The sequence below is a fragment of the Paenibacillus sp. 2KB_20 genome (genome assembly GCF_052115765.1).
Classification (GTDB): domain Bacteria; phylum Bacillota; class Bacilli; order Paenibacillales; family Paenibacillaceae; genus Paenibacillus_AQ.
This window is the reverse complement of the sequence record NZ_JBFRHH010000004.1, coordinates 214460-236375: the sequence shown is the minus strand read 5'-3', so window position 1 is coordinate 236375 and position 21916 is coordinate 214460. Positions and strand designations below refer to the sequence as shown.

Sequence of the window (21916 nt, the reverse complement as noted above, 5' to 3'; positions counted from 1 at the left end):
CATATCGAATCAACATAGAACCATGGGAAGAGGAGGCGTGCTTTATGGCAATACAAGCGGGAATCATCGGCTACGGCCTGTCCGGGTCGGTGTTTCATGCACCTATCCTGAGAAGCGTGCCGGATTACATAGTCCACACGGTTGTGTCATCAGATCCGGACAAGGTTTACAAGGATTTGCCTGATACGGCGGTTGTCGATAGCGTGGATGAGCTTTTGTCTAATCCGGATATTGATGTTGTCATCATTACGAGTCCGAATGCAACGCATTACGAATATACCCGGTTAGCCATCGAGGCCGGTAAGCATGTGGTCGTCGAGAAGCCGTTTACCGTAACATCCGCAGAAGCGGACCAGTTGATTGATCTGGCCAAACAGAAGGGAGTTCTTCTGACGGTATATCACAACCGCCGCTGGGACAATGACTTTCTGACTGTCCGCAACCTGCTGGAGACGGGAGCGCTCGGGAAGCTATCCATTTATCAGTCGCAGTTCAGCCGTTACCGTCCGGAAGTGCAATCGGAGCGGTGGAGGGAACAGGGGATTCCCGGGTCCGGCATCCTGTACGATTTGGGTTCGCATCTGCTTGATCAGGCGCTGTTCCTGTTTGGTCTGCCGGAGACGCTGTGGGCGGATTTGAGAACGGAGCGCAACGGGTCCAAAACCCATGATTATTTTCATCTGGTGCTGGGTTACAAAACGTTTCGCGTTATTCTGCATTCCGGCTCGCTGGTCCGGCAAGCCGGCCCGAAATTCGAGCTGCACGGGGATAAAGGAAGCTTCCTGAAATATGGAACAGACCCTCAGGAAAGCCAGCTGAAGCAGGGAATGCACCCGGGGGATGCGGGCTGGGGTGAAGACCAGCCGGACCAGTACGGGGAGCTTGCTACTGAGCTGAGCGGACTGGCGGTTCAGGGTGAGATTGAGACGCTGCCGGGACGTTATCAGGCCTTTTATCAGGGTTTGGCTGAAGCGATTCTTAAGGATGGCCCGTTACCCGTTCAGCCTGAAGAAGCCCGTAATGTCATCCGTATGATTGAGTATGCACTGCAAAGTCATCAGAAAGGCCGATTGATCAAGATCACGTGAAACTCTACTATATCCGGTGACAGGGTCCTCTTTGGCTAGCACATAGTTTGCTCCGATTTGTGGGATATTAGGTGATGCAACCCTTGTACGTCTTTCATGAGGGGAATCAATCCATATCACAACAAAGAAGGAGAGAACGGATATGAAGAAACGCGATATCCTTCGGTCGGCCTTTGCGCTTCTGATGAGCTTGGCGGTGATGCTGTCCATATCGGGAGCGGCTTTGGCAGTAGGAAGCGGTCCGTTTCATTTTGGATTCAAAAAAAGCGTCAATGGCCAGCTGCCTTCCATCAATGAGGAGGGTTTTAAGGAGCTTCTGCAAAAATACGGCGCGATCTTCATGGGCGATGCCGAGCAGAAGGAGCTTTATCTTACGTTTGATAACGGATACGAGAACGGATATACCTCCCGTATCCTGGATGCGCTCAAAGAGAAGAAGGTGCCTGCCACCTTTTTCGTGACCGGACACTACGTAAAGACACAAGAAGATCTGCTTAAGCGGATGACGGCGGAGGGACACATTATCGGCAACCATTCCTGGAACCATCCGGATGTGACCACGATCTCGGCAGAGAAGCTGACCGAGGAACTGGAGCGGGTGAAGAAGGAGGTTATGCGCATAACCGGCCAGCCGGATATGAAATATTTGCGTACACCGCGCGGCATTTTCGATGAGCGGTCGCTGGCGACCAGCAAGCAGCTGGGTTATACCAATGTCTTCTGGTCGCTCGCGTATATGGATTGGGACGTGAAGTCCCAGCGCGGTGCACAGTATGCTTATGATAAGGTAACCGCGCAGCTCCACCCGGGCGCTGTGATTCTGCTGCACTCGATCTCCAAGGACAACACCGAGGCGCTTGGGCGGATCATTGACGAAGCCAGGAACCGGGGGTACGAGTTCAAGAGTTTGGATCAGATGCAGAAGAAAGCCCCGTAAATATTTGTTGCATACAGCGTGCAGAACGCTATCCTGTCAGGATGCCGTCTGCACGCTTTTTGTTGGCGAATGAAGATGGATGCTTCGCTTTCAGGAACGAATGTTTGGTATAATACCCTTCATAGAACATGAACGAAGGAGACCATCATGCCTCATACTATCCAAATATCCGTCAGGCCGCTGGTGGAATATGTCTTTCGCAGCGGCAGCATTACCTCGGGTTTTCGCACGGCGACATCCCTTACCGAGGGGACCCGTGCGCATCAACAGGTACAGCGCGACTATGGTGAGAACGATCAGAAGGAAGTTCAGCTTGAAGTGGAGATTCCTTACGAGGATCTTCTGTTTGTGGTGGAAGGCCGCTGCGACGGTCTGATTCAAGAGGAAGAGCGGATGATGATTGACGAGATTAAGTCGACCTCCGGCGATTTAGGCGAGATTACGGAGCACACGTACCCGGTTCATTGGGCGCAGGCCCAAATGTATGCCTATATGTACGCGAAGCAGCATGAGATTCCGAAGATGGCAGTGCGATTAACCTACTTCCAAGTCCCGAGTGGAGAGCGTAAGCAGTTCGTACAGGAATGGAGCTGTGCACAGCTGGAATCCTTCGTATTGGAGGTCGTGGCGGCTTATGCACCTTATGCCAACCTGCTGCGGGAGCATGGCGAGCGGAGGGATCGAAGCATCCGCGAATTGAAGTTTCCGTTTCCCGCCTACCGCGAGGGACAGCGAAAGTTGGCCGGGGCTGTTTATAAGAGCATCGGGGAAGGACGGAAATTGTTTGCCAAAGCGCCAACGGGCATAGGGAAAACGATATCCACGCTGTTTCCTTCGGTTAAAGCGATCGGTGAAGGCCTGTTGTCGCGGATTTTTTATCTGACAGCCAAGACGATCACCCGAACGACCGCGGAGGAAGCCATGGCGCGCATGGAGCGTCAAGGACTCTGCATGCACACGGTCACGCTGACGGCGAAGGACAAGATTTGTTTCCGTGAAGCTGAGGGCTGCGGTCAGATGGGCTGTGTGTTCTCGGAGGGCTACTATGACCGGATTAATGGCGCCATACTGGATTTGCTCTCGAATGAAACGTTGATCACGAGGCCTGTTATTGAAGAGTACGCCCGGAAGCATACGGTGTGTCCGTTTGAGTTCTCGCTGGATGCCGCGTATGCAGCTGATGCCGTCATCTGCGATTACAACTATGTGTTTGACCCGCGTGTATCCTTCAAGCGGATGCCGGAGGACGTGAAGAAGCGCAGTGTGCTGCTCATTGATGAGGCACACAATCTGGTAGACCGGGCGCGGGGAATGTTCTCAGCCGAGCTGAATAAATCGGCTTTTCTGGAACTGCAACGAGCTTACAAAGAGAGCAATCCCGCGCTTTACAACGCCGCGAAGCGGGTGAATAACCGATTTAAAGTGCTGCGCAAGGTCAGTGAGGAGGAAGAGCGGATTGTCGGGTCCCAGCAGCCGGAGATGATGGTGGAGCTGCTGGAGGATTTTTCGCTCCAGGCAGAGGCCGAACTGATGACTGGCAAGAGCGGGGATGAGGCGGATGCGCTCCTGGAGTGCTATTTTGCCGTGCAGGGGTATCTGCGCATCTCCAAGCTGTATGACGACCGCTTTGTCACGTATGCGGAGATGAGTCAGAGCGAGGTGTTTCTCAAGCTGTTTTGTCTGGACCCCTCTTATTTGCTCCAGCAAGCGGGAAAAAACTACCGCTCCAGCGTATTTTTCTCGGCAACTCTCATGCCGCTCGGGTATTACCGCGATATGCTGGGAGCAGAGGAAGAGGACTACAGCCTCTCGATTCCCTCTCCCTTCTCTTCCGAGCAATTGGATGTTCGAATTTTGCCGTTATCGACGCGCTTCAAGGATCGGGAGCGAAATAGCGAAGCCATCGTCCGGATGCTGAGTGCGCTGGTTCAGGAAAAGCCGGTGAATACCCTGATCTTCCTGCCGTCCTATCCCTACATGCAGGATATCCATGAGGCGTTTGCCAGAATGAACCCGGGAGCGCGTACCTTGCTTCAGGGGCATGGGATGAGTGAGGAGGAGCGGGAGGCATTCCTGGATGCCTTCCAGGCGGATGCGGAGGATCCGCTGATCGGCTTTGCCGTAATGGGCGGTATTTTCTCCGAGGGCATTGATTTGAAGGGAGAACGGCTGTCGAGTGTCGTGGTCATCGGCGTAGGATTGCCGCAGCTATCATTCGAGAATGATATCATCAAGGATTATTTCGATCGTACCGGCAAGCGGGGATACGACTATGCCTACGTGTACCCGGGCATGAACAAAGTGCTGCAGGCCGGAGGACGCTTGATCCGCTCAGAGCAGGACAGCGGGACACTGACGCTGGTGGATGACCGCTTTTTGAATCGCCAGTACGGGATGCTGCTGCCTGAGGAGTGGAGGCACTACAGGCGAATCTAATTTTTGCATGAGATGTTGACACCTGGAAATATGACCCCTATAATACGGATATATTAATTTAGCTGAAGGAGGCTGATGTCAAATGGTTATGATGCATAGTGGATGGGTCGCATTGACGTTGGTCTCTTTGGACGGGAAATTCTAATGGTATAGGGGGATAAGGCATGTAAACATACTTGTCTTTTACTCCATACTCAAGAACCCGCAGGAGACCGTGCTTGGTATCCTGCGGGTTTTTTGTGTCTATTTAAGGGCTTGGTATGACCTTTAACGGCTTGACTGTAGGCTGTATGGGGGTTTATGCCTTCTTCTTGCATAGATTCAGATCAGCCGCGGATACAAATCTGCGGTTTTTTTGTGTTTGATAACAACCAATCCAATAACGATAAGGGGATATCACGAATTTGACTAAACAAGACATGACTACGCTACAAGTATATGGATGGAATGAACATTGGGCTTTGCTGGCTGAGCAGATCCCGCAGCAGGATAAAGCGCTGGCACCGGCACGCATCACAGCCCAATTCTCGAAGCAATACCGCATTATCACGCAAGAGGGAGAGCAGTCCGCGATTGTTACGGGCAAATACGAATACGAGGCAGCCAGCAAAAGCGACTTTCCCGCTGTTGGCGATTGGGTCATGGTGGAACCGCTGCAAGGGGAATCCCGTGCCGTCATTCATAAGCTGCTCCCCCGCCAATCTGCTGTGACGCGCAAGGAAGCAGGAAACGTGCCGGATGAGCAGATCATTGCCGCGAACATGGATACCGTGTTTATCATTAACGCACTCAACAAGGATTTTAGTGTTCGCCGGATTGAACGCTACCTGATTGCGGTCTGGGAGAGCGGAGCCACACCGGTTGTGCTGCTTACCAAGGCGGATCTGTGTGAATCGCCGGAAGATTATGTCGCACAGGTAGAGGCTGTTGCACCGGGCGTGCCGGTTCATGCGGTGAGCTCCTTGATGGATCAAGGAAAGAAGCAGCTGCAGCCTTATCTGATACAGGGGAAGACGATTGCCATTACGGGTACCTCGGGGGCCGGTAAATCCACCCTCCTGAACTGGCTGTCCGGCCAGGAGCTGCAGCGGGTTCAGGGGATACGCGAGGAGGACGCAAGGGGACGGCATACCACGACGCACCGGGAGCTTTTCGTGCTGCCGGGAGGCGCGATTATGGTGGATACGCCAGGTATGCGGGAGCTGCAGCTGTGGGATTCGGAAGAAGGGTTCGAGGCAACCTTTGCGGATGTTTCGGCGCTGGTGCAGCAGTGCCGGTTCCAGGATTGCCGCCATGAGACGGAGGCCGGCTGTGCGGTTCAGGAAGCGCTGCAGGACGGAACGCTGGATGCGAAACGATATGCGAACTACAAGAAGACGGAGCGGGAGCTCGCCTATATTGCCAGTAAGGAGAGGGTCAGCACCCGCCGCCAGAATAAGAGCTCAGGCAAGTCCTCGCGGAAGAGCGAGAGAGACCGCAAAGGGAACTACCAGCAGCTTTTGTACGATGACGAATAATGGATGTTATTGAGAGGTCCGGAGTCGATTTGACTTCGGTCTTCTTCGGGTATATAGTTAGGAAACCAAATAAATTGGCAGACTATCTATTTGCTTAAGTAGTTGCAGAAAAGAGGTGGACCATGGAAGAGAATATACATCCAGATTTACCTAAAGGGAACAACGGGAAAGAGGAAAAAGATTCGCGGGAAGGGTTGTGCATGAAGGCTGGCCGGCGAGAAGATAGCGTAGCCGGCAGGCTCTTGTACAGCATTCGCATGTTCCATAAGCAGGAATGGGATCGGCACTTGATTTCCGGCTATACGCCCGGCGAGATTCGCGTTCTGATGGGACTTAAACATCATATCGTGCCTGACGGTCCTGGCATGAAAGTGTCCGAAATCAGCAGCATGATGAATGTTACGTCACCGACGATCACTCAATTTATTAACGCTCTGGAGAGCAAAGGTCTGGTTGAACGGGTGATGGATGTACAGGATCGACGTGCGGTTCGTGTGCAGCTTACGGAGGAAGGGAATCGCGTTGTCCAAGAAACCTATCAGAACGTCAGAAACAACTTTAACGAGCTGGTGGAATTTTTAGGAGAAGAGGACAGCGTCAAACTGACGGAGCTGTTAACGAAGGTGTATCAATTTCACGAGCAAAAGCACAAAACGAACGAAACAACTTCAGACAATGAGTAGGGGTGGGGAATTTGTTAAAACTGTTTCACTATTTGAAACCGTACCGGACAGCGGTCATTTTTGTCCTGCTGTTCACATTTTTCCAGTGTCTATCTGATCTTTACCTGCCAACCTTGATGGCGGACATCGTGGATATCGGCATCGTGAAGGGAGATGTGCCTTACATTTGGCGTGTGGGCGGCTTTATGCTCCTGGTAGCAGCTGGGGGCATGTTGTGCTCCATTGCCGCGAGTTATTTGGCATCCAAATCAGCTACGGGATTCGGGAAAATTGTTCGGGGACGCGTCTTCTCCCATGTCGAGAATTTCACGCTGCAGGAATTTGACAAGATCGGTACGGCATCCCTGATTACCCGTACAACGAACGACATTACGCAGGTGCAGCAGGTCACGATCATGATCCTTCGCATGATGGCGCTTGCTCCGATGATGTGTATCGGGGGCATTATAATGGCCGTATCGAGAGACCCTGGATTGACCACGGTACTTCTCATCGTCCTGCCGATTCTGGCCCTGGCTATTTTCCTCATCGCCAAAAAGGGGATTCCGCTCTTTAAAGCGATCCAGGTGAAGATCGATACACTGAGCCGCGTGCTAAGGGAGAATCTGACCGGAATCCGGGTCATTCGTTCATTTAACCGGATGAATCATGAAACCGTCCGTTTTAATGATGCGAATGAGGATTTGACAGCCACCTCCATTAAAGTGAATAAAATCATGGGTGCGATGATGCCTGTCATGATGCTGGTCATGAACTTTGCAACACTGGCGATTGTTTGGTTCGGGGGGCTGCGAATCGATAGTGGCCATATGAAGGTCGGTGACCTTATGGCATTTCTCCAATATGCAATGATGATCATGTTCTCTCTCATCATGCTATCCGTCATGTTTGTCATGATTCCGCGTGCACAGGCATCGGCGGTCCGGATCAATGAGGTATTGAACATGATGCCGGAGATCCATGATCCGAAGCAGCCGCGCAATACCGGCGTGCAGCAGGGATCGATTGAATTCCAGGATGTGACCTTCTATTATCCGGGTGCAGAGGAGCCCGCCATATCCGATATTTCCTTCCATGCCGGGCCGGGTGAAATCACCGCCATTATCGGCGGAACCGGTTCGGGTAAATCGACGCTGATCAGCTTAATCCCTCGTTTCTATGACGTGACCTCGGGGCGGATCCTCGTCAATGGTACGGATATCCGGGAAATGATGCAGGAGAACCTGCGGAACCGGATCGGATTCGTGCCGCAGAAGGCGCTGCTCTTCACCGGAACTATCGCGGAGAATATCCGCTATGGTAAAGAAGATGCGACGGACGAGGAAATCCGGCATGCTGCGAAGGTTGCTCAGGCGGCCGATTTCATCTCATCCATGGAAGGCGGGTACGATGCCGAGATTTCGCAAGGCGGCAGCAACGTATCCGGAGGTCAGAAGCAGCGGCTCTCGATTGCAAGGGCGCTGGTTCGGAGACCCGAGATTTATGTGTTTGACGACAGCTTCTCGGCGCTGGATTTCAAGACGGATGCCAATCTTCGCGCAGCGCTCCGCGAGGAAACGACGGAAGCTACCGTTCTGATTGTTGCTCAGCGGGTAAGCACCGTCATGGACGCTGACCGTATTATTGTGCTGGATGAGGGACGCATAGCCGGAATCGGCACGCATGAGGAGCTTATGGCTTCCAGCGATGTGTACCGCGAAATCGTTACCTCGCAGCTGTCAGAGGAGGAGATCGCATGAGTGAGAAGAAACGGGGAGGACATCCTCGGGGACCGGGCGGTCCCTTTGGCGGCGGCCCGCACGGACCTGGAATGGCGGGGGAGAAAGCCAAGGATTTCAAAGGCACTTTTCGCCGGTTAACGCGATATCTCAAACCGCATACCGGCAAGCTGATGATCGTCTTGATCGCAGCTATTCTCAGTACGATATTCAGCATCGTGAGCCCGAAAATATTGGGGGATGCAACCACGATCCTGTTCAAAGGCTTCATGGCTAAGATGCAAGGCGTGCCGGGGGCCGGGATCGATTTTGACGCGATTCGGACGATCATGCTCTGGCTTGCAGGCTTGTATCTCTTAAGCTCTCTGTTTGCTTACATTCAGCAATATGTTATGGCTGGTGTGGCCCAGCGGACCGTGTATGATTTGCGCAAGGATGTTTACAACAAACTCGGCCGTTTGCCGCTTAAATATTTCGACGCTCGGACACATGGGGAAACGCTTAGCCGGGTGACCAACGATATGGACAATATCAGCAGCACGCTTCAGCAAAGCTTGACGCAGATGATTACCTCGATAGTCACGCTGGTTGGCGTCATCGTGATGATGCTCACGATCAGCCCGCTGTTGACATTAGTAGTTATTCTGACCCTACCGCTTAGTGTGGTGGTTACAATTGTGGTTGCCAAACGCTCGCAGAAGCATTTTGTGGCTCAGCAGAAGCATTTGGGTGAGCTGAACGGGCATGTGGAAGAAATGTACACAGGTCATAAAGTGGTGAAGGCCTTTGGCCGGGAACGACAGTCCATGGAGCAATTTAATGAGGTCAACGATAAGCTCTATGATGCCGGGTGGAGAGCCCAGTTTATATCGGGTACCATTATGCCGCTGATGGGTTTTGTCGGCAATATCGGTTATGTGATCGTCAGTGTTGTCGGCGGCGTGCTCGTTACCCGTAGAGCGATTGAGATCGGGGATATTCAAGCATTCATCCAATATTCACGCCAATTCACGCAGCCGATCACCCAGCTTGCGAATATCGCGAACGTCATTCAATCTACCATAGCATCGGCAGAGCGCGTATTTGAAGTGCTGGATGAGGAAGAAGAAGTGTCAGAGCATACAGCTCCGGCAGCACTCAAGCAGCCACTTGGCGACGTGTCTTTCGAGAACGTGAGTTTCGGCTATAAAGCAGACCAGCTTCTGATCGAGGATATGAATGTGGACGTAAGGCACGGGCAAACGGTCGCCATCGTCGGCCCGACCGGTGCAGGCAAGACTACGCTTATTAATCTGCTGATGCGGTTCTATGAGCTGAATAAGGGCAAGATTACGATAGACGGCACAGATATTACGGCTCTTCGACGCGGTGAACTCCGCAGCCTGTTCGGAATGGTGCTGCAGGATACATGGCTCTTTAACGGGACAATCCGGGACAATATCGGATATGGACGCGAAGGCGCCACGGAACAAGAGATCATCCGAGCGGCGGAAGCGGCTCACGCGGATCACTTCATCCGGACACTGCCGGACGGCTACGATACCGTTCTGAACGAGGAGGCCTCCAACATATCGCAAGGGCAGAAGCAGCTTCTTACGATTGCGCGTGCCATTCTGGCCAATCCATCGATTCTGATCCTCGACGAGGCCACCAGCAGCGTGGATACGCGGACAGAGCTCTATATCCAGAAAGCGATGAATGAGCTGATGAAGGACCGAACCAGCTTTGTCATTGCGCATCGGCTGTCCACGATCCGGGATGCGGACCTGATTCTGGTCATGAACAAGGGCAGCATTATCGAGCAAGGAACCCATGAAGAGCTGCTGTCTCAAGGCGGCTTCTATGCGGACCTGTATAACAGTCAATTCAGCGACCAGCATGAGGCTGGATAGCGAGGCGAGGATTACCATCATAAGAAGACCCATTGGAGTGCGAGTGGGTCTTCTTTTTTTGGCTTAATTAAAGGTTTTTGGTAGGTTTAGAGTAAGCTAGCAGGCATATTGGTTGTTGCAATTTCATATGGTTCTTTTATAATGATGTTTATGTTTAGATCTTTAAAGGGAGCCATGATCATTATTGAATAAGTCCGAACTGAACCGAATTACGCAAGAGCTTCTACGTCGGTCGGGCAGCAGTGTCACCGTGGAGATGGAGGCGTATTTCCCAGGGGGCCGGTTAATCGGCGGGAAATATGTTATGAATTCGCACAGCGTGACGATGTATACCGAAGTCATACGCCAGCAGTGTCTGCAGCTGTTTGGGACACTTGAGCTGTTTCATGCCTATTTTGCGGTAGTATTCGCACATGAGCTGGGCCATTCGATGGACCTGATGCTGACAGAACTCTGTGACCAGATGGATCGAACGGTGGATGAATGGGAGCAGAATCAGATCGCGCTTCAAATCGAGGAAAATGCTTGGAATAACGCCATGCCATGGATTCAGGATATGGATCCGGATTTTATACAGGTCATCGTGGACCGGTCGCTTGAGGCCTACCGCGAGGAGCCGGCACCAGAAATCGCTTAGGCTGGCTTACTAGGTTAATCCAGGCCAGGTCGTAACATGAAAAAGGCACCCTGACGGGTGCCTTTTTGGACTTGCAAGAAAGTATAAACTTCAGAGACTTACCGTCTTGGAAGCATGGGGAAGGGCTTCTAATATCGTATGTTATACAAGATAAAACCAAAGATGGCAGCCACCACAATGAAGGCACCTGCAGCAGCAAGGGTCATTAAAAAATCACTAAGGGCTTTGCTGCCGGATACCGCGTAGCTTCTCCTGCGCTTTTTTCTCCGAGACGTCCTCTTTAATCCGATCCAAATACTCAGGGACTAGAACCATAGCTGTCCCTCCCGTAATGATTTGTAAGCTTATTATACCAGAAATATGTTATTTTTGGTTGAATTTAGGCCACTCCGGTGTGAAGTCCCCTGTTATAAAAAAAGATGTGAAGCTCGCATAGGCTTCACTTCTTTTAGGTTAGAGTCCTTGAGGGAGCGCAGCGTCCGCTTAGCTCTCCGGGTCCAACTGCTTCAACGGCTCAATGGCCGGCCCTTCAATCACTTCGCCATTATAACGGTAGCGTGATCCGTGACAAGGGCAATCCCATGAGCGTTCGCCCTCATTCCATTCCACTTCGCAGCCGAGATGGGTACATGTCGTATCCACGAGATGGAGATTCCCCTTATCATCCTTGTAAGCCCCGGCGCGCTGACCGTTATGGCGGACGATGGCGCCTTCGCCTGCCTTCAACTCGGTAATATCAGCATGGGACATTTCGAACTTGCCGGAAACGAAATCTTTCGCAACCATAGCATTTTGTGCAACAAATGTTTTGATGCTTGGATCTGCGATGAAGCGGGACGGGTTGAAGACGTCGGCGTAACGGTTATCCTTCTCCAAGATTTGATCACAGATGATATTCGCGGCCAATGTTCCTGTTGTCATGCCCCATTTTCGGAAGCCTGTCGCGACAAAGATCCGGTCCTGATTGGATGTGATCGGCCCGATGTAAGGCATGTTGTCCAGGGTAATCAGGTCCTGGGCCGACCAGCGATAAGGAATCGCGGAAGCGCCCAGCAGCTTTCCTGCAAACAGCTCCAGGTTTTCGTAATGCTGATGGGTGCAGATGCTGCGGCCAGTCGGATGATTCTCGCCTCCAACGATAACCAAATCCTCACCGCCATAAGAAGCGGACCGCAGGGAACGGGTCGGTTGATCCACGCTTAAATACATCCCGCCCGGATAAGCGGTTTCAGGTTTGACTGCAATGGCATAGGAGCGTCCCACATGCAGCCGCGTGAAGAACAGTCCTTTCCCGTCAATGAACGGAAAATGAGAGGCCGATACTGCGTAATTGCAAGTAATCCGGTGACCGCCCCGTTTGGTCAGGAGTGTGATCGGTCCATCGGTTTCGGCCTTTTCATCCATGGTCGTGTTCTCGTAGATCCGTCCTCCTAGCTTCAGGAATTGTTCGGTCAGATGCTTAAGATATTGCAAAGGGTGGAATCGATATTGTCCGGGCATCTTAATGGCTCCCCGAATCGGCATAGGCAGGGGAAGGCTATCCTGCCATTCTCCCGGAATGCCGAGCTTTTCATAGGCTTTGATTTCATCCTCCAGCTTCGAGAGATACTTGTCCTCCTGTTGAGCGTAGATATAGGCATCCTCCAGCTTCAGCCCGAATTTCCCTTCGTCTCCGCCAATAATATCCCGAATGAATTCAATCGCTTCCCGATTGCCTTCGTAATAGAGTCTTGTCTTCTCCTCCCCAAAATGATGCATAAATTCATGATAGATGAGCCCATGCTGTGCCGTAACCTTAGCTGTTGTATGACCGGTGGTTCCGTTCAGGATTTGCCCTGCTTCGATCAGCACGACATCCTTGCCTGCCTTAGCAAGCAGATAAGCGGTTGTAATGCCGGTTATGCCGGCTCCAACGATGGCAACATCCGCCTCAATATCTTCGGCTAAGCGGGGGAAAGCGGGCAGTTCGGTTGTCGCTACCCACAGCGACTCCGGAAATTGCGGCAGTTCTTGATGCAATGAATTGGATGGGTTCATTCTCGATTCCTCCTCAGTTTCTATGGGCGTTGCCCTTAAACTCCGACTCTTGTCTTCATTATTACCACATGGGAATGATTAGAAACTAGGTGATTTCGATTCACAGTCTTCCTAAGTTTTTCTGGATGATTGTAAATAATTTGGGACATTTGCGCAGAACCTAAAGAACAGCGGGAGAACCGGAATTTAGTGAATGAGGGGTGGTATCATGACCAGCGAACAATATCTAAATGCGGAGGAAGCCAGGCAATGCCTGCAAGAACATCTCCGTAATGTCGGGGATATCGAGCAGCGTGAGCTGAAGAATGAAGGTGAGCATGCGTTATTGATTTATCTTAAGAGCATGTGCGACCCCGCTATGATTAACGATAATTTGATTAACCGTTTCTATGAGCTGAATTCCTTGGAGTTATACGACCAATTCATCCGATCCTTTCCCTCAAGTGTGGAGCCGAAAGATAAACAGGAACTGCTCCGTAATATACTTAGGGGATGCGTAGCCGTATTCGTTCGGGACAGTGTGCTCCTGTTTGATGCCGTATTGGTTAATGCAGGCTTCATCCAACCCGCCAGTACGGAGAACGTCATTCAGGGTCCCAATGATTCGTTTACGGAAAATATCGAGGTGAACTTGAATCTGATTCGCCACCGTTACCAAACTGAAAATTTGAAGACGGAATTCATGACCCTTGGCAAGATATCACAGACTCGAATCATTATTATGTATGATGCATGCAAAGTGGAAGAAACGGTATTAGAGGAGCTTAGGAAGCGATTGTCCGAGATCAAGGCGGATATTGTGCAATCGGCCTCCGAAATCGAAAGACATACAATGCATCCTAAATTCCGTCTGTATCCGACGCTCATGCTGACCGAACGCCCTGACCGGACCGTATTGAATATATCTCAAGGAAAGATCGCTGTGTTGATGGATTCAACGGGGTATGCTCTTCTACTGCCGGCTATATTCAATGATTTCTTTACGGCGATGGATGACAAAATACAGCTTCCTCCGATCGGCTGGTTTCTCAAGGGAATCCGGTATATCGCATTGTTTGTCACCGTGCTGATGCCAAGCCTTTATGTGGCCTTCACCTCCTATAATCCGGAAATATTGAGGATGCAGGTTACGTTGCTTATTGCGGGAAGCAGGGCTACGGTGCCGTATCCGTCTTTCTTTGAAGTGATCTTCATGCTGCTGGCGATGGAGTTTCTGACGGAGGCGAGTGTTCGGCTGCCCAAAGCGATTGGTCAGACCGCTACCACGGTAGGGGGTCTCATTTTGGGAACCGCTGCTACGGAGGCGGGATTGGTTAGTAACATCATGATCATTCTGGTTTCCGCGGTTGCAATAACAAATTTCGTGATCCCGATCACGATGATGAGTTCGGGCATCCGTGTCACGAAGTATTTGTTCATTGTCCTGGCCACCTTCTTCGGCTTGGTTGGCATCGTTCTGGGCATCGTGGCCATGATCATGTATCTTACGAGCCTCAGGTCCTTTGGCAAACCCTACTTGAAGATGTTTGCGATGGATTGGAACAAGAAAGGAGATCAGCGAAGTGGTTAGAAATAAATATTTATATTACCTCTTCCTGCTCAATGCAACCATCAACCTGATTATTTTTGTCCCCCGCATCTTGATTACGGATCGCTTTGACGGTGCGCTGATGTCGATCCTGGTGTCCATTCCAATTGGTGTCTTTGTGATGTTTACTTTCGTAAAACTGATCCAACAATTCCCGGGACAGGGGTTGCCGGAGATTTTTCATTCGGTTATGCCCAAGTGGATATCCGGCATCCTGCTTGTTTTATACGGACTCGGGTGGTATTTCTCCAGCGTCATTACCTTGGTCAGTTTCGTTGATATTACCTCCCGATACATCAGTCCGGATGTATCACCCTATATCGTTCTGATGGGATTTCTGGTGGTGGTTGCACTTAGTGCCAGGCTGGATTCTGAGTCCATTCTTTATGCCCTGGAGATGATTCTGTACATTACCGTCCCCATCATCGCTTATATGTCATGGCGTATCTTCAGCAATCCGTATTTCAGTTGGGATGCCGTAAGGCAGATCATTACCCATGCATGGAACATGCCCAATTACGGGACTGTAGCCGCGGCAACCTATATTTTTACTGGCTACGTGAACATGGTGGTATTTAATCGGATATTTCACCGATTCAGGGTGCGGCATATTTGGGCGATTGTGGTGGTTAGTATTCTTACCCTTCTGGTTTCGATCTTTGCATCCATCGGCATATTGGGAGCCGCGGGCGCCGGAGGACACGTGTATCCTGCCTTCTCGACGGTGGACTCGCTTCGGATTCGTTATTTCATCATAGAACGGATGATTTATGTCTTCTACGTGGTGTATATGTGCCTCTCCCTCGTGAATTCCATCGTTCATTGGCATGTGGGCAAGGAGTTGATTCTGGGAGGCTTCGGATTAAAGGTCGATAAGGGGGAAGCGATGTCTAAAAGGAGGAAATTCGAATGGTGGGTGCTTCTCCTCTTTTCCCTGATTATCTTCGGCACGTCGTTTATCGTTAATCAATACATATTAAATGATATGGCGATTGTCTTTTTGGACGTCCGGTTCGCTGGGGAATTCCTGCTCATTGCCCTATTATTCTATGCGGTATGGAGGAAAAGGAGGAAGAAGGCATGAAAGACCTGAAACGATGGCTGGTCTGGCTCATGTGCTGCTCTTTTTTATTTGTGTCGGGATGTGATTTTAGGGATATCGATCTCAGACTTTTTGTCGTGTCCATTGGTATTGACGTCTCTGAGAAAAACCCCGATATGAACCGATTTACCTTCAAAATGGCGATTCCTTCAGGAGACCCTAAGATTGGGGATAAGAAGTCTTTCCTTATTACACAAGAATCAACAAGTATTGCGGAAGCGATCAGGGAGGTCAAATCCAAAGTAGATAAGGAACTTGACTTTGGTCATTGCAAGGGGGTCATGTACGGCGAAGCATATGCTCGAAAAAATATCAGCAAAATCCAGGACTGGACCGTTCGGAGGCGGGATATGCAGCTCTTAATGTATCCAGCCGTCGCCATTCCTTCGGCAGAAGCCGTATTAAAGACGGATCCTCCAACGGAGCGGATTGCCGGGAACGCAATATTTCTGGCGCTCAGCGAGGATGGGACGGAATCTCCCTTCATTACTAGGACATACTCCTTCGATTTGTCCCGCCGAATGTTAGAGGAAGGGGAAGATCCGGTCATGCCCGTTGTGGAAACTACCACTGACAAGATCCTGAATATCGAGAGAGTAGCCTTGATGGATAAGGACAAGGTGAAGGTGATTCTGACGCCGGATGAAACCAGGCTGTTTAACCTGTTGGATCGTCGTAATTTAAGCACGAATTTCGGGACGAAAATGGACGGCAAATTGCTTGAAATCAACACGGATAGAACCCGAGCAAGATACAAGATCGTAACGGATAAACCAGGGGAAGAAACGATTGATTTCAATATTCGGATAACGGCGATTTTGGAAGAGAAAGAGGATCCAACACAACTGAATCAGAAGGGTCTGCATAAGATCGAAGAGCAGTTTAGCAAGGAACTATCCCAAGCGGTGAAAAACTTGCTGGAGAAAATTCAGAAAACGGGCCTAGACCCGCTGGGTTTCGGCCTTCGGTATGGAGGGACGCACTGGAACAATAAGACGGAGATGGAGGAATGGGACGCCATGTATCCCCATGCCAAGTTTAATGTATCGGTCATGGTGAAAATAAAGTCGACCGGTTATAAACGTTAGACAGGGCACATCTGTCTATCGTACAGGAAGATGTTACAATAAAGAATAAGCATCTATCTTGTATGAAGGAGGTTTCACATATGGAATTTAGAAGATTGGGCGGAAGCGGACTGAAGGTTAGCGATATCAGTCTCGGGAGCTGGCTGACGTACGGGGGATATGTGGAACGGGAGAATGCGGTGAAGTCGATTCAGACCGCATATGGACTCGGCGTTAATTTTTTTGATACAGCGAATGTGTATGCCCAGGGAGCGGCTGAAGTGGTTGTCGGGGAAACCTTGAGAGCATTCCCAAGGGAATCCTATGTCCTGGCCACGAAGGTATTCGGCAAGATGGGGGACGGACCCAATGATCAGGGACTTTCCCGCAAACATATTAGAGAGCAGTGCGATGCGAGTCTGAAGCGGCTGGGAACCGATTACGTCGACATCTATTACTGTCATCGATATCATGAAGAAACACCGATAGAGGAAACGCTGCGGGCGCTGGATGACCTTGTCCGGCAAGGCAAGGTGCTCTATGTAGGAGTCAGTATGTGGACCGCTGCCCAGATGGAAGCGGCATTGGCCGTGGCGGACCGCTATTTGCTGGATCGCATCGTGGTGAATCAGCCGCTGTACAACATGTTCGAGCGCAAGATCGAGGAAGAGATCATCCCGTTAGGCGAGAAGAAGGGCATTGGTCAAGTGGTCTATTCTCCTCTTGCGCAAGGGCTGCTGACGGGAAAGTACGCCTCCAAGCAAGCCGTGCCGGAGAACAGCCGCGCATCGAAGATTGGAGCCGACCGGCTTAAAATGAGTGAAGACCGCATTCAGAAGGTGCAGGCCCTGGGAGTCGTTGCAAGCGAGCTGGGTATGACCGTCGGCCAGTTGGCTTTGGCCTGGATTCTGCGTCAGAACAACGTAGCTAGTGCACTGGTGGGGGCCAGCCGTCCGGAGCAGGTGGAAGAGAATGTGAAGGCTTCCGGTATTAAGCTCTCTTCAGATACGCTGACTGCCATTGAAGAAATACTGAAGGCGGATTCGAATTAAGAAAGAATCAGATCATGGATTTCGGGAGCGGAACATACGCGGTTGCGTCCGCTGTCCTTGGCGCGGTACAGTTCGCGGTCTGCTTGCTGGAGCAGTTCCTTGGCACTTTTCGACCGGATTGTATCGGGATGTACGGCAGCCCCAATCGACACGGTGATCTGGATCCTGGTTCCGTTTTCCAGGACAAAGATATGATCCGCTACGGCGGCCCGGATTCGTTCTGCAATAGCGGCCGTCTCGTCAATGGTCGCTTCCGGGACCAGCACCGAGAATTCTTCCCCGCCGTTGCGGGACACTTCATCAAAAGAACGGGAATGCTCCCTCAGCACTTTGCTGAGCTGCTGCAAAACGGCATCTCCGGCCGCATGGCCGTAGGTGTCGTTTATTTTTTTGAAATGATCAATGTCCACGACAAGAACACCCAGCCGTTCGCTGAAATGCTGGGCTTCGAGAAAACGTTCCGACAACAGCTGCTCGAACTGGCGCAAATTGTGAAGACTGGTCAGGTAATCCGTTTCCGCATTTTTCTTCATCTGCAGAAATAGTTGATTGGACGTGTTGATATACTCCGTCAACATGTAGATGACCACCGTGGCGAGGACGGATATGATAAGGTGCTGCGTGAAGACAGTATATACCTTATGGTGGTCCTGGATATTCATCCACATAATGCCTAGGAGCACCAGCATGCTCGATACGCTCATGAGCAGCATTTTGTTTAAACGATTCCAATGGATACGAGATACAGTCCCGCATATGATGCCGATCAGTAGCATGCCGGCTCCCGCAATGGCAGAGGAAGCGGACATGCCGAACAGAATCAATCGCCCGAGCGCAATGAGCACGCCGGCAATCAGGGATGGAAGCCAACCCAAGTAGCTGGCGATCACTACAATGGCCAAATGCCGCAAATCCGCGAAAAACCGGGGGTCAATCGGGAAAGAATAGTACATCAAGATGATCCCGTAAATGCCAAAGAGCAGTCCAGCGTTGATCTTAACGCTGATGGACGGTGTCACAACGCCTGCTACATATTTTTTGGACAGCAGTCCGGACAAGTATAAGAAAGTCACAAATATACAAAAGTTGGTAAATAGTATATTAGTCATGGGGGATCATTCCTTTCATGTACCTTGCACAAGGGCGGCAAGGCGATGAAGACATTCACCCCCTATTTTATCGGAAAATGGAATTGTATGTCGAATATTAAATGTTTTATTTTGTTAATTTTCAGGAGTCTCCAAAGGTAGGAGAACTTCAAACATCGTCCGTTCCGTATTACTGGTCACCTGAATCGTGCCGTGATGGGCATCCACGATGGTCTTTACGATAGCCAAGCCAAGTCCGGAGCCGCCGGTTTGATCGGTGCGCGATTCGTCCGCCCGGTAGAACCGCTCGAACAGATAGGGGATCGCATATTGAGGGATCGGGGGGCCGTAATTGATGACCTGTACGACGGCAAACTTCGAATCACTTGATACCTTCAAATCCACCACCCCGGCTTCCCGTCCGTGCCGTACCGCATTGGACAGCAGATTCTCGAAGGTGCGCATCAGTTTATCCCCGTCCGAGGAGATCATGATTTTCTCAGTTTTAGGCGTGAAGTTGACCTGTACGCCTTCCTGCTGCCCGGTTAGTGAAAAGTCCACGGCCAATTGTGCGAGCAGCTCCACCAAATTAATGTCAACACGGTTCATCGGGGAGTACCCCATTCGTGTATATTCAAACAAATCGTTCACGAGTCCGCCCAGGCGCAGCGACTTATCATACGCGATATCGGTATAATACCGGAGCTCGACTTCATCCTTGTAATGGTCTTCATTGACCAGCCGCAAGTACCCGATGATGGAGGTGAGGGGGGTGCGCAGATCATGCGATACGTTGCTGATTAGCTCGTTCTTGGATTGGACCGCCATTCGTTCCTCTTCCAGCGATAGCTTGAGCTGCTTGGCCATTTGATTGATGTGCGTTGCCATCTGGCCCAGTTCGTCATTCGAGTTAACGATAATCTCTTCATCCAATTCGCCCTTCGCCAAACGCTGTGTACCCTCCATTAAGTGGTTGATTTGACGAATGGTGCTCTGGCTCAGCAGCAATACCATGCAGATAAATAGCATGATGCCGATGATCGTCGGGATGATGGGGAAACCGAAGAAATCCTCCAAAGTACGATCAACTCTGAAAAGGGTGTTTACCCAAGGCTCCTTCCAGTATTCCCGACCGATCATTCGGATGATCTGCTGGGCGATGAACAGGATGGACAGGGTCAGGGCTCCGCCGACAAAGAACAGCGTGATGATCTTCCATTGCAGTTTACGCATGGATTTTGTACCCGACACCCCATACCGTTTGAATGAGCTTATAACCCAGCTCCTTCTCGAGCTTGTCCCGCAAGTTGCTGATGTGCACCATGACCGTATTATTGGATACGTAATATTTCTCCTTCCAGACCTGCTGGAAGATATCCTCGGCGCTAAAGATTCTCCCCGGTTGGCGGGCAAGCAAATACAGAATCTCGAATTCTCTCGCCGTCAGAGAGATCGCTTTGCCGTTGGCCGTTACTTCATGCGTGGTTCGGTTAATGTCGAGCCCATCGATCTCGATCCGCTCGCTGTCCTCCCGATGGAGTTCGGCATTGTACAGGGTGGAGCGCCGCAGCAGTGTTTTGACGCGAGTCGTCAGCTCCAGCGGATTGAACGGTTTGATCATATAGTCATCCGCGCCGGTCATCAGCCCCAGTATTTTATCCATATCCTCACTCTTGGCGCTCAGCATCAGGATGGGAATGGACGAGGTTTCGCGAATTCTGCGGCAGGTGTCAATCCCGTTCAGCTTAGGCATCATGACATCCAGAATCACGAGATCCACCCCCCCGTTATTGGTGGTCATGGCCAGCAGTGCTTCCTCCCCGTCATGGGCTTGGATTACGCGGTAACCCTCATTCTCCAGATAGATAGAAATCAGCCCGGAAATTTCTTTATCATCATCTACGATTAATATACTTCTCATTAAGATATCCTCCAGTAAATCGCCCCATTGGAAACGATGATTCCTTACGAACAGTGTACCCTAAATCGACCCCATAGAGTGCAGCTTGGCCTTCAAAATCGTGAGTTCTTCTATGACAACAATTAAAAAAGGGCGGATAGGAGATTCGAAAGAATGCCTTGCCGTTCGAATCCGTAATCCATCAGCTTCCGGGTTTCCGTAAACCGCTGATCGGCATCCCCGGTTCCCATCACGACGGAAATCAGCCGATTTCCACCCCGCGACGCAGTTCCGGTAAAGCAATAACCGGCGGAGCGGGTGTATCCGGTCTTAAATCCGTCATTACCTTCGTAAGAATGCGGCTCGCCAGGCAGCATAAGATTGGTGGTATGCAGGGAAAGCTTCTTCTGCGGAACAGGCAAATCGCGCTGGCTGGTTACCTCGAGCAAATCCGGATGTTTGTTAAGCAGCCATCGGGCCAGCATGGCCGAATCCCTGGCCGTCATGACGGTATCGCGTTCGGTGGCCGCTTCGGCAAAGGGAGCGAGGTCAGCGGCAGGCAAACCGGAAGCATTGGCGAATACGGTGCGATCAGAGAGGCCGATTTGTTTCGCCCGGGCATTCATGCTCTCCACGAATCGGGACTCCGACCCGCCGAGATGCTCCGCAATAGCTACGGCCGCATCATTGGCCGAATGGATGATGAGCGCTTCGAACAGCTGCTTCAACGTATAACGTTCGCCTTCATGCATGCCGATGCCTGAACCGGGCACCTCTGCGGCATATCGGCTGACCGGTACATTCTCGTCCCAAGCATGCTGCCCGGAACGAACAGCATCCAGCACCAGCAGTTCGGTCATCATCTTGGACATGCTCGCGGGAGGAAGGGGAAGATCGGCATGCATAGCATAGAGCACGCGGCCGGTATCTGCATGAATCAAGATGGCCGAACTGGCTTTGATGGGAGGAGGAATAAACACCCGCGCTATGAACACGGCCATCAGAATGACGCTAAACAATAGCAGGAGCAAGCTTAATCTTGTGCGTCCCTTGCGGGGCTTCGCAGGTTTATGCCGAATCGTGCCGGCTTGCCGTCGGGATCGTTCAGGGGATGACGGTACATGACTGGGATGCTTGGCTATGGATTCCATGGCGATCGATCGCCTCCTTTGGC

17 protein-coding genes are annotated in these 21916 nt (G+C 51.2%); 12 read left to right on the top strand and 5 right to left on the bottom strand.

Features of this window, described 5'->3' with window-relative positions:
* Positions 1-44: 44 nt before the first annotated feature.
* The 8 genes from AB4124_RS13220 to AB4124_RS13185 all read left to right on the top strand — a co-directional run bounded on the left by AB4124_RS13220 (position 45) and on the right by AB4124_RS13185 (position 10908).
* Positions 45-1088 carry an oxidoreductase gene (locus tag AB4124_RS13220; protein WP_076323897.1) on the top strand — a complete coding sequence of 348 codons (1044 nt, stop codon included), beginning with the start codon at positions 45-47 and terminating at the stop codon, positions 1086-1088.
* 142 nt (positions 1089-1230) lie between these two features.
* The gene (pdaA, locus tag AB4124_RS13215) at positions 1231-2025 is read left to right on the top strand and encodes a delta-lactam-biosynthetic de-N-acetylase (RefSeq protein ID WP_441973137.1); all 795 of its coding nucleotides are present in this window, start codon (positions 1231-1233) and stop codon (positions 2023-2025) included.
* A 147-nt stretch (positions 2026-2172) separates the two neighbouring features.
* The gene (locus AB4124_RS13210) at positions 2173-4461 is read left to right on the top strand and encodes an ATP-dependent DNA helicase (protein ID WP_441973136.1); all 2289 of its coding nucleotides are present in this window, start codon (positions 2173-2175) and stop codon (positions 4459-4461) included.
* A 404-nt stretch (positions 4462-4865) separates the two neighbouring features.
* Positions 4866-5978 carry a ribosome small subunit-dependent GTPase A gene (gene rsgA, locus AB4124_RS13205; protein ID WP_441973135.1) on the top strand — a complete coding sequence of 371 codons (1113 nt, stop codon included), beginning with the start codon at positions 4866-4868 and terminating at the stop codon, positions 5976-5978.
* A 122-nt stretch (positions 5979-6100) separates the two neighbouring features.
* Complete coding sequence (locus AB4124_RS13200; protein ID WP_441973134.1) at positions 6101-6661, top strand: MarR family winged helix-turn-helix transcriptional regulator; 561 nt, start codon at positions 6101-6103, stop codon at positions 6659-6661.
* A gap of 11 nt (positions 6662-6672) precedes the next feature.
* On the top strand, positions 6673-8400 hold the full coding sequence (locus tag AB4124_RS13195) for an ABC transporter ATP-binding protein (protein ID WP_339291893.1): 1728 nt from the start codon (positions 6673-6675) through the stop codon (positions 8398-8400).
* Positions 8397-10271 (top strand): ABC transporter ATP-binding protein, encoded by a 1875-nt coding sequence (locus tag AB4124_RS13190; RefSeq protein WP_339268610.1) that lies wholly within the window; start codon positions 8397-8399, stop codon positions 10269-10271. The genes AB4124_RS13195 and AB4124_RS13190 overlap by 4 nt, the downstream gene beginning before the upstream one ends.
* Positions 10272-10455: 184 nt before the next feature.
* Positions 10456-10908: a hypothetical protein gene (locus AB4124_RS13185; RefSeq protein WP_441973133.1), complete on the top strand. Its 453-nt coding sequence runs from the start codon at positions 10456-10458 to the stop codon at positions 10906-10908.
* A 483-nt stretch (positions 10909-11391) separates the two neighbouring features.
* Here AB4124_RS13185 and AB4124_RS13180 read toward each other — a convergent pair whose 3' ends face one another.
* A complete protein-coding gene (locus AB4124_RS13180; RefSeq protein WP_430109136.1) occupies positions 11392-12945 on the bottom strand; it encodes an FAD-dependent oxidoreductase in 1554 nt (517 codons plus the stop codon).
* Positions 12946-13153: 208 nt separating this feature from the next.
* On the opposite strand from AB4124_RS13180, the gene AB4124_RS13175 reads away from it, so the two are divergent.
* The 4 genes from AB4124_RS13175 to AB4124_RS13160 all read left to right on the top strand — a co-directional run bounded on the left by AB4124_RS13175 (position 13154) and on the right by AB4124_RS13160 (position 17754).
* On the top strand, positions 13154-14515 hold the full coding sequence (locus tag AB4124_RS13175; RefSeq protein WP_430109138.1) for a spore germination protein: 1362 nt from the start codon (positions 13154-13156) through the stop codon (positions 14513-14515).
* Positions 14508-15617: a GerAB/ArcD/ProY family transporter gene (locus AB4124_RS13170; RefSeq protein WP_441973132.1), complete on the top strand. Its 1110-nt coding sequence runs from the start codon at positions 14508-14510 to the stop codon at positions 15615-15617. Before AB4124_RS13175 ends, AB4124_RS13170 begins: the two co-directional genes overlap by 8 nt.
* On the top strand, positions 15614-16723 hold the full coding sequence (locus AB4124_RS13165; protein WP_379409940.1) for a Ger(x)C family spore germination protein: 1110 nt from the start codon (positions 15614-15616) through the stop codon (positions 16721-16723). The genes AB4124_RS13170 and AB4124_RS13165 overlap by 4 nt, the downstream gene beginning before the upstream one ends.
* Positions 16724-16803: 80 nt before the next feature.
* Positions 16804-17754 (top strand): aldo/keto reductase family protein, encoded by a 951-nt coding sequence (locus AB4124_RS13160; RefSeq protein ID WP_098749292.1) that lies wholly within the window; start codon positions 16804-16806, stop codon positions 17752-17754.
* Here the strand turns inward: AB4124_RS13160 and AB4124_RS13155 are convergent.
* The 4 genes from AB4124_RS13155 to AB4124_RS13140 form a co-directional block, all read right to left on the bottom strand.
* Positions 17751-18863 (bottom strand): GGDEF domain-containing protein, encoded by a 1113-nt coding sequence (locus AB4124_RS13155; protein WP_430109147.1) that lies wholly within the window; start codon positions 18861-18863, stop codon positions 17751-17753. The genes AB4124_RS13160 and AB4124_RS13155 overlap by 4 nt on opposite strands.
* A 114-nt stretch (positions 18864-18977) precedes the next feature.
* Positions 18978-20075, bottom strand: coding sequence for a sensor histidine kinase (locus tag AB4124_RS13150; protein WP_076323912.1), 1098 nt, complete (start codon positions 20073-20075; stop codon positions 18978-18980).
* Positions 20068-20763, bottom strand: coding sequence for a response regulator transcription factor (locus AB4124_RS13145; protein WP_430109153.1), 696 nt, complete (start codon positions 20761-20763; stop codon positions 20068-20070). Before AB4124_RS13145 ends, AB4124_RS13150 begins: the two co-directional genes overlap by 8 nt.
* 122 nt (positions 20764-20885) lie before the next feature.
* Entirely contained in the window at positions 20886-21893 is a 1008-nt protein-coding gene (locus tag AB4124_RS13140) for a D-alanyl-D-alanine carboxypeptidase family protein (protein ID WP_441973131.1), read from the bottom strand.
* Positions 21894-21916 lie beyond the last annotated feature (23 nt).